General features: G+C 45.0%; 9 protein-coding genes. 1 reads left to right on the top strand and 8 read right to left on the bottom strand.

Annotation, left to right across the window (positions count from 1 at the left end; genetic code table 11):
* The first annotated feature begins 76 nt into the window (after positions 1–76).
* Positions 77–1,126 carry a tRNA preQ1(34) S-adenosylmethionine ribosyltransferase-isomerase QueA gene (queA, locus tag PLE34_RS20915; RefSeq protein ID WP_324560251.1) on the top strand — a complete coding sequence of 350 codons (1,050 nt, stop codon included), beginning with the start codon at positions 77–79 and terminating at the stop codon, positions 1,124–1,126.
* A gap of 133 nt (positions 1,127–1,259) precedes the next feature.
* Here queA and PLE34_RS20910 read toward each other — a convergent pair whose 3' ends face one another.
* The 8 genes from PLE34_RS20910 to PLE34_RS20875 all read right to left on the bottom strand — a co-directional run.
* Positions 1,260–1,934, bottom strand: a complete 675-nt coding sequence (locus PLE34_RS20910; RefSeq protein WP_324560248.1) for an OmpA family protein — start codon at positions 1,932–1,934, stop codon at positions 1,260–1,262.
* A gap of 257 nt (positions 1,935–2,191) precedes the next feature.
* Positions 2,192–2,491 carry a DUF952 domain-containing protein gene (locus PLE34_RS20905; protein ID WP_324560246.1) on the bottom strand — a complete coding sequence of 100 codons (300 nt, stop codon included), beginning with the start codon at positions 2,489–2,491 and terminating at the stop codon, positions 2,192–2,194.
* Between the two features lie 25 nt (positions 2,492–2,516).
* Positions 2,517–3,545, bottom strand: a complete 1,029-nt coding sequence (gene aroC / locus PLE34_RS20900) for a chorismate synthase (protein WP_324560244.1) — start codon at positions 3,543–3,545, stop codon at positions 2,517–2,519.
* A gap of 29 nt (positions 3,546–3,574) precedes the next feature.
* Positions 3,575–4,897 carry a 3-phosphoshikimate 1-carboxyvinyltransferase gene (gene aroA / locus PLE34_RS20895; RefSeq protein WP_324560242.1) on the bottom strand — a complete coding sequence of 441 codons (1,323 nt, stop codon included), beginning with the start codon at positions 4,895–4,897 and terminating at the stop codon, positions 3,575–3,577.
* A complete protein-coding gene (gene aroB / locus PLE34_RS20890) occupies positions 4,894–5,913 on the bottom strand; it encodes a 3-dehydroquinate synthase (protein WP_324560240.1) in 1,020 nt (339 codons plus the stop codon). Before aroB ends, aroA begins: the two co-directional genes overlap by 4 nt.
* A 46-nt stretch (positions 5,914–5,959) precedes the next feature.
* On the bottom strand, positions 5,960–6,394 hold the full coding sequence (locus PLE34_RS20885) for a transposase (RefSeq protein ID WP_324560238.1): 435 nt from the start codon (positions 6,392–6,394) through the stop codon (positions 5,960–5,962).
* Between the two features lie 19 nt (positions 6,395–6,413).
* Entirely contained in the window at positions 6,414–7,502 is a 1,089-nt protein-coding gene (locus tag PLE34_RS20880) for a chorismate mutase (RefSeq protein ID WP_324560236.1), read from the bottom strand.
* Between the two features lie 52 nt (positions 7,503–7,554).
* Positions 7,555–9,211, bottom strand: a 1,657-nt coding sequence (locus tag PLE34_RS20875) for a DEAD/DEAH box helicase (protein ID WP_324560234.1), incomplete at its 5' end; no start/stop codon positions are given.

Below are 9,211 nucleotides of genomic sequence, written 5' to 3'. Positions count from 1 at the left end.
TCAGGACAAACAAAGATACCTCGCCGCATTGATAAGGGTAAGTTTCATGTGACTGCAAAAAATAATAAACACTCAGATGAAATTATCACAATTCCGTTTTGACCTTCCACTTAATCTTATTGCACAACATCCTGCCAAAAAAAGAGAAGACGCCCGTATGATGGTAATACATCGTGCTACCGGCCAAATTGAAAACAAGCACTTTCGCGATGTACTTGATTACTTTGATGATAAAGATGTATTTGTAGTAAATAATACCAAAGTATTTCCCGCAAGAATGTATGGACGTAAGGAAAAGACAGGTGCAAAGATTGAAGTATTTCTACTCCGCGAGCTAAACCATCAGAATAAATTGTGGGATGTTATTGTTGACCCTGCGCGTAAAATAAGGGTTGGAAATAAGCTCTATTTTGGTGAAGCGGAAGACCTTGTTGCTGAAGTAATAGATAACACTACTTCACGCGGACGCACCATACGGTTTCTTTTTGACGGTAGCAATGAAGAGTTCAAACAGGTGCTCAATACACTGGGTGAAACGCCGTTGCCCAAATATATTAAGCGTAAGCCGGATGAAGAAGACAAGGAGCGTTATCAAACGGTATATGCCAAACACGAAGGCGCCGTTGCTGCGCCAACCGCGGGGCTGCATTTTAGCATTGAGCTCATTAAGCGCCTCGAGATCAAAGGCATCCGTTTTGCTGAAATAACGCTGCATACCGGGCTGGGTACTTTTCGTCCTATTGAAGTAGAAGATCTAAGTAAACATAAGATGGACGCGGAGTATTACAGGATTGAAGATAAAGCCTGTGGCATTGTAAATAAGGCGAGGCTGGAGGGAAAAAGAATTTGCTCTGTTGGAACTACTACGATGAGGGCACTGGAATCTTCCTTTACCTCCGATAAACTACTGAAACCTTCTGAAGGATGGACGAATACCTTTATTCATCCGCCCTATAATTTTTCCATAGCCGATTCTCTGATCACCAACTTCCATCTTCCCAAAACAAGCCTTCTAATAATGGCCTGTGCTTTTGCGGGATACGATTTAGCCATGGAAGCGTATAAAAAAGCTATAAAAGATAAATATCGCTTTTTCAGTTATGGCGATGCCATGCTGATTATTTAGGGGTTGCTCAAAAGCTATTGCGAAGACCATCATAAAAAGTAATTTAGCCGCAAAGGCCCGCCTGAACCGGACGGGCCGGCACGAAGCCACAAAGCGTTTTCCTTTGTGCTTTGTGGCAAAATTACCCATTAGCTTATAGCTGTACCAGCAGCATTTCCACTCTCCTGTTGGCAGCTCTTCCTTCGCCCCTATCATTATCTGCTACAGGATATGATACGCCATTTGCCGAAATAATAATCTGACTTTCATTCACGCCCAGGTCAAGCATATACTGTTTTATATTTTGGGCGCGCAGCAGCGAAAGTTGTTTATTATATTCTGCACTGCCCGTATTATCGGTAAAACCGGCAATGCTTATTTTTAAAGATTCATTAAAAATGAGCTGATCGGCAAACTGCAGAATCTGATTAAATGCTTTGGTTTCTATTTCTTCATACTGGTCAAAACCGAATTGCACCGTGTTCAGTCCCAGGTATTTTCCGGATTGTTTTATATTATGATGGAGCGCACTGTTCCTGCTGTTGCTTTGTGCTGCATTGTTGTTGCCCGTTTTTAATTTTACTACGGGTTTTTTTTCAATATGATCCGGCGTTGCCTTTACGGCAGCAGTTTCCAAAGCTATTGTTTCCAGTGAGCCCGCAACTGCATTATAATGAGCAGGTTGTACATCCCGCCCAGGCTCATGGATGGAAAGGGCGTTGCTTAATATCTCCATTTTACTGCTGTCACCGGAAAAATGGGTTACCAGCAGGCGGTCTATCTGAAAGGATAAGAGGATAATACTGGTAATAATTAATAAAGTTTTCATACGTGTTTTTTAGAGTGTGTGATAGTATTATCCCTGTAAGGGTTAGTAAAAATACTTACAGGGATGGTGAAAATCGCATGAATAACCATTAAATTAAGCGTAGAAGCAATTTCTTATCATACCGCAACAATATGCAGGAAAAAGAGGCCGTTGCGTTGATATAGATCAACTCCGGAGCTGGTGTTAAACGGAAGTGAAACGATAAACGTGAAACGATAAACTATTCACCATTCACTTCTCTCTCTTCTCACTCTACGCTATAGGTTCTCAACGTTTATAACGGCATCGAGGTTGAGGGGACCGTATATATGGGGGAATGTATCTTCAATGGCATTAGACCAGTCGTAAATTAACTGGCTGGTGAGTTTTTCGGTTTGAATCGTTAATTGAATGAGGTCTGTTTTACCACTGTAATACCTGTTCAGCACATCAGGTATTTGCCGCTCTTCACTGCAATGGATAAATCCTTCTTCTTTGAGCGCTTTGGATTCATAAAATCCTTTTTCTTTTGCATCATTCCATTCAGAGGCGGTAGTGATGTGGTAGATGACGGGCATAGTAATCGGTTTAACTCAAGTAAATTTATAATATCCGTGGTGTTTTTTGCGCGGTTAACATCAGGTCGGCTAAAACGATAGCAGTTACGGCCTCCAGCACAACAGGCACCCGCAAAGCTATACAAAGATCATGACGCCCTTTTACGGAAAACGCTTCTATATCTCCCGTTTCCCAGTTTAAGGTTTCCTGCACTTTAGGTGTGGAAGAAGTGGGCTTAACCGCAATGCGGAATACCAGCTCGTTGCCATTGCTTATACCGCCTACTATTCCCCCGGCATGATTGGTGCGGGTTTTCCCGTTCCGGTCAGTAATAGCATCGTTGTGCTCGCTGCCGAACATACCGGCGGCGGCGAAGCCTGTTCCAAATTCAATTCCGCGTATAGCGGGTATGGCAAAAACAGCGTGACTCAATAACGATTCTGCTGAATCAAAAAAAGGTTCTCCCAGTCCCGAAGGCAGTCCGTTTACCCTGCACTCCACAATACCGCCAATACTATCCTTGGCATCAATAGCTTTTTGCAGTCCTTTCTCCATATCTTTTTCCCCGCCAATTTCAAGCAGGGAGGCTATAACGGAAATGCCGCCGGTTACGGACTTGCTTTTTTCCTGAGGTAAGGCAAGTAATATTTTTTTGGCTATCACCCCTGCCGCTACCAGCGCTACCGTAAGCCGTCCGCTGAAATGACCGCCGCCCCTGTAATCTTCAAATCCGCCAAACTTCTGATGTGCTACAAAATCTGCATGACCGGGCCGGGGTACAGCCCGCTGCTTCTGGTAATCTCCCGAACGGGTATTGTTATTTTCAAAGAGTATGGTAATGGGGGCACCCGTTGTAGTATCGTTAAAAATACCGCTCTTAAAAATGGGCAGATCCGATTCCTGCCTGGGCGTTGTTCCTTTTTGTGTGCCTCCTTTCCTCCGTTCTATATCGTTCAAAAAGTCATCCACCTTCAGGGGCAAACCGGCGGGGCAGCCGTCAATACAGATGCCCACACTTTCACCATGCGATTCTCCAAATATATGTACGCGAAATAGTCTCCCAAAAGAATTCATATGCGAATTTACTTAAAGCTAATGATTGGTTATTGAATATGAGCGGACTGCTGCTTTATTTTTACGTTTGCTCCCAGCTTAACGAGGTCTTCATAAAAATCGGGATATGATTTGCTGATCGCGCCGGCTTCTTCAATTGTAGTTGCTCCTTCAGCACGCAGCGCAGCCACAGCGCAGGCCATGGCAATCCGGTGGTCATGACGGGAATGCACCGTTGCACCTTTTAATCCCTTTCCGCCATGCACATGCATGATATCATCCTGTAAATCTATCTGCAGTCCCATTTTTCCAAACTCATCCTGCAGGGTTAGCCCGCGGTTGCTTTCTTTATGCGCTAACCTGCTTACGCCTTTAATAACGGTTGTGCCGCTGCTATATGCTGCCAATGCTACCAACGGGGGGAAAAGATCGGGGCAGTCGGTGGCGTCAAAGGTAAATGCTTTTAATGCACCCGGAACTAACCTGATCCCTTCATCGCTGATGACTGTTCCGGCGCCTGCATCCTGCAACGCTTCCAATATTTTTTTATCGGCCTGCGCAGAATTCGGATCAAGTCCGCGTACTGTTATCTCTCCGGCGATAGCGCCTGCTACCAGCAGGAATGCTCCGCCGCTCCAGTCGCCTTCCACGGTATACGTGGTTTCGGATGGCGCAAGACGTGCGGGCGACTGGTCAAAATAAAATGCCTTATAATTGTTGTTTTCCGGTGTTTTCAAACCAAATAGCTGCATCACCTTAAGTGTAAGATCTATGTAAGGCCTGCTTTTTAAATTATTTACTTTGATGGTAACATCACGGGCTTCTGCAGCAGCATAGGCCATCAGCAAACCCGTTAAAAACTGGGAGCTCAGTGAACCGTCAATTTCAATATTACGGGGCTGCAGCGGCCCGGAAAGAACAACGGGCAGCCTGCCGTTATTTGAACTAACGGTTACGTTTAAACGCGGGAATATTTCATCAAAAAAGTCCATCGGACGCGACAGTAAACTTCCTTCTCCTTTTATAGTAACAGGCAGCCTGCTTAATGCTATAACCGGAGCAAACATGCGTATTCCTAACCCGCTTTCCCCGCAATTGATGGTGAGGGCATTGTTTTGACTGATGCCCGGAGAAGACAGGTTGACGCCGCTGCTGTCTGTTTCTATAGCTCCATCGCTGCGTGTATTCACTTTTGCGCCTAAGGCTGTAATTACCTGCAGGGCAGCCTTATCATCATTGGAATGTCCGGGGTTATAAATAATACTTTTTCCCCCGGATATCAGCGCCGCAGCGCAAGCCCTTTGCATAGCACTTTTGGATGCAGGCGCCTGAACCGTATCAGAGAGTACTGAAGGTTGAATGGTTGCTATCATAACGCTGCTATTATTTTTTCCAATTGGGGTAAAGGTATTGACTCCATCACAGCCTTACCTTTTTTTTCCAGTAATACATAATTCATTTCCTTGCGCTCTCTTTTTTTATCCATTTTCAGCACTTCTATAACCTTCTTTTTATTAAAATCTGCATAAGTAGGCAGTCCGTACTGCGCTAATAATTTTACTACGCTTCCGGTATCTTTAAAGCCTCTTAACTGTGCTGAAATATGACAGGCATAGGTCATGCCTATGGAAATAGCCTGTCCGTGCGACAGGTCGTATTGGTTTTCCAGCGCATGGCCCAGCGTATGCCCGAAGTTAAGCAGCCTCCTGTCGCCTTTTTCAAATTCGTCTTTCTGTACTACCCGGATTTTGATAAGCGCGTTTCGCCGCACCAGTGAGCGCATCGCCGTTTTCTTTTGCCGGTAGGTTTTAAGCGTACCGGCTTCCAGTTCCCTGAACATGGCCGCGTCTTTTATGCAGGCGTGTTTGATGATCTCAGCAAAACCATTTTCCCATTCATTTTGGGGCAGTGTTTGCAGGAAACTATAATCATGTAAAAGAAAAGAGGGCTGCCGGATGGTACCTACCATATTTTTATATACGCCAACATCAATCCCGTTTTTTCCGCCAATGCTTGCGTCTACCATTGCCAGTACCGATGTAGGTACAAACGCAAACGGAATGCCCCGCATGTATACCGATGCCGCATATCCCGTAATATCCGTAATTACGCCTCCGCCAACGCCAATGAGCGTGGTCTTCCGGTCGGCCGCCAAAGCGATCATTTGCTCAATTACCGTATCCACGGTAGCCTGCACTTTAAAGGCTTCCCCCGGTTTCAGCACAATGGTATTCCAGTTCCTGAATTTTTTAGTATGACCGCTGTACAGGTTTTCATCGGTAACAAGAATGGCCGATTTGGGATCAACGATCTTTTTTAACTGCGAAAAACTGCTGTCGAAATAAAAACGGGAAGAAGCATTACTGAATTTATATTGTATCGAATCCATTATGAATAGTTCTGATTTTGAGATTTCGGATTTTAATGATAAGCCCTCAGCTTATGTGCACTACCATCCGGTCAAATGCAGTCAGCTCTTCTTCTAAGGTCTTTTCCTGGTGATATGCTTCCTGCCTGCTTATATATTCGGCAGCTTTATCAACAGTGGAAGGGCTGACAGACCACGCTGAGTAAATATCATTCCATTCGAATGGATCTGATAAAAGCTTATTGTTGTTCACCCAGTTTTCCGAATCGCTTTGCAGCTGGTTTATGATTGCTGAAACAGACTGGGCAGGCATTAGCTTAAAAAGGCAGTGAACATGCTCATCGCCGCCATTTACCACCATTACCTGGATACCGCTCTCTTCCGCGTTTTTTTTCATGTAGGCGAATAATACTTTCCGTACTATGCGGGTAAGCACAGGCTGTTTGCCGGCAGTACACCATATAGCATGGATATAAATAAAAGTAGAATTGCTGCCCTGCATATTATCGCTGCGGAAAAATTCAGGCGTTCATGATTTTATTTTGATGGTTGATAGATTCCATATGTACCGCATCAAAATATTTAGTGATAAACTCATTGCTCAGGCCGATCTTTTCTCCTTTTCTAAAAGCCCTTTCTAGAATTTCGTTCCACCGGGAAGTTTGCAAAATCGTGATGTTGTTCTCCTTTTTGTATTGTCCTATTTTTTCAGCAAGGCTCATACGCTGACTGAGTATCTGCATCATTTCATCGTCAAGATGGTTGATCTGCTGACGCAGTTGTTCTAATGCGGCATGAAATTCCTTTGAATCTGCATCCTCTTTTCTCCAGGTAATGGCGTCTAACAATTCTGCCAGCTTTTCCGGTGTAACCTGCTGTTTGGCATCGCTCCAGGCCTTATCCGGGTCAATATGGCTTTCTATCATCAGCCCGTCATAGTCGAGGTCAATGGCTTTTTGCGCTACTTCTAAAAGAATGTCCCTGCGGCCGCAAATATGCGAGGGGTCATTTATTATTTTCAGTTCGGGGTTACGTCTTTTCATTTCAATGGCCAGGTGCCACATCGGGGCATTGCGGTATTCCGTATTACCATATGCGCTGAAACCGCGGTGGATCAATCCTATTGTTTTAATACCGGCCTTGGCTATGCGCTCAACTGCGCCTGTCCACAGTTCCAGGTCGGGATTGATCGGGTTTTTGATAAACACCGGAACATCCGCACCGCGCAATGCATCGGCTACTTCCTGTACGCTGAACGGGTTAACTGTTGTACGCGCTCCTATCCAAAGCATATCTACTTCAAAATGCAGGGCATCCTGGGCCTGTTTTCCTGTGGCCACTTCAACTGTGGTGGGCAGACCGGTTATTTTTTTTGCCTGTTGTAACCAGGGCAAACCTTTTGTGCCTACTCCCTCAAAGCTTCCCGGGCGCGTACGGGGTTTCCAAATACCGGCCCGGAGCATATCCACTTTTCCGGTGTTGGCCAGGCGTTGTGCTGTTTCCAGCACCTGCGCTTCGGTTTCTGCACTGCAGGGCCCGGCAATGATCAATGGTTTTTTATTCAGCTTTTCCAGCACTGCAGCTTTTGTATTGGTTTCAACCGCTTGCATATAATAATGTTTTATTTGTTACTTAATTGAATTATTGAAATTATTCCTGAAACTATCTTCTGTGATCGGCTTCGTTCATCCTGATATTTCTGCCCTTATATTTTTTGCCGTCAATAGACCGGATCATCTGGGTTGCCGACTTTTTGTCTACTTCTATCCAGCTATTCATTTCTTTCATATCTATCCTTCCCAGTGAGTCTTTCCTCAAATCGCTCATATCTAAAATAAACTGCAGGAAGCTGGCTTTGTAAAAACCGTCTTTAGTGCCCAGGTTTACAAATAATTTGGTAAAGTCGCCGCCGCCATTTCCTCCAAATTCGCGGCCTTTCGTATCGCGCCTGCGGGTAATATCCCGTCTTTCTGTAAATGCCCTGGGATCCCTGGAATCTCTTTCGCGGTATTCGCGGGTTCTTTCCCTCACGTTCAGATCTTCAGCATTTTCATAATATTTCAAAAATCTTTTAAACTCATGTGCAGCCAGCCGCTTCAATACCTCTTCTTTGCTTACATCGGCAAATTTTTCTTCCAGCATGGGTATATAAGGCTCATAGCTGTCGTCATTTATATCTAACTGCAGCAGGTTATCCATAAAATGGTAGAACTGTTTACGGCATACATCCTTGCCTGCCGGTATCTCCAGCTTATGAAAGGGTACCTGCACCATTCTTTCGATTTGCCTGATCTTGCCAATTTCACGGCTATGTATAATTGACATACAAATACCGGTGTTGCCGGCGCGCCCTGTACGTCCGCTGCGGTGTGTATACACCTCCACATCGTCGGGGAGTTCATAATTAATAACATGGGTTATGCCCTGCACATCAATTCCCCTGGCGGCTACATCTGTTGCTATTAAAAGCTGCAGTGTTTTATCCCTGAACTCACCCATTACCTTGTCTCTTTGCTGTTGTGTCAAATCGCCATGCAAGGCATCAATATCGTAACCTTCTCTTGTAAGCTTTTCCGCAATAGCCTGGGCATCGGCCTTTGTTCGGGTAAAGATGATACCATAAATGCCGGGATTGAAATCAATTAAACGCTTCAGCGCTTCATAACGGTGCTGGGCACTGGCTACATAGTATTGATGATCCACGTTTTTATTGGCCGTGTTCATTTTGCCCACGGTTATTTCTACGGGAGCCTTCATGTACTTTTTGCTTACCCGCCGTATTTCAGGAGGCATGGTAGCGCTGAATAGCCAGGTGCTTTCGCGGTTGGGTGTGTTCTGTAAAATAAATTCAATATCATCCTGGAAACCCATGTTCAGCATTTCATCTGCTTCATCGAGCACTACATATTTAATTTGTTCCAGGTTGATGGCTTTGCGTTCAATTAAATCTATCAGTCTTCCCGGGGTAGCTACAACAATCTGCACGCCTCTTTTTAGGTCCCTGATCTGTGCGCCAATAGCGGTGCCGCCATATACGGCTACCACATGCATGCCGGTGATGAATTTTTTAAAGAGCTCTATTTCATTTACGATTTGCATGCATAGTTCCCTGGTAGGACAAACTACCAGCGCCTGCGGATATTTATCCTTTGCATCTATTAGTTGCAGCAACGGTAGTCCAAATGCTGCTGTTTTCCCTGTACCCGTTTGTGCCAACCCCACCAGATCTGTGGTGCCGCTCAGCAAAACAGGAATCGCTTTTTCCTGTATAGGGGTTGGCTGTTTAAATCCCAAAGCATCGGTAGCCTGTACCAATCTC

The organism is Agriterribacter sp. (genome assembly GCF_035445465.1).
GTDB lineage: Bacteria > Bacteroidota > Bacteroidia > Chitinophagales > Chitinophagaceae > Agriterribacter.
The sequence above is the reverse complement of the archived record's forward strand: the minus strand, read 5'-3'. Positions and strand labels throughout refer to the sequence as shown.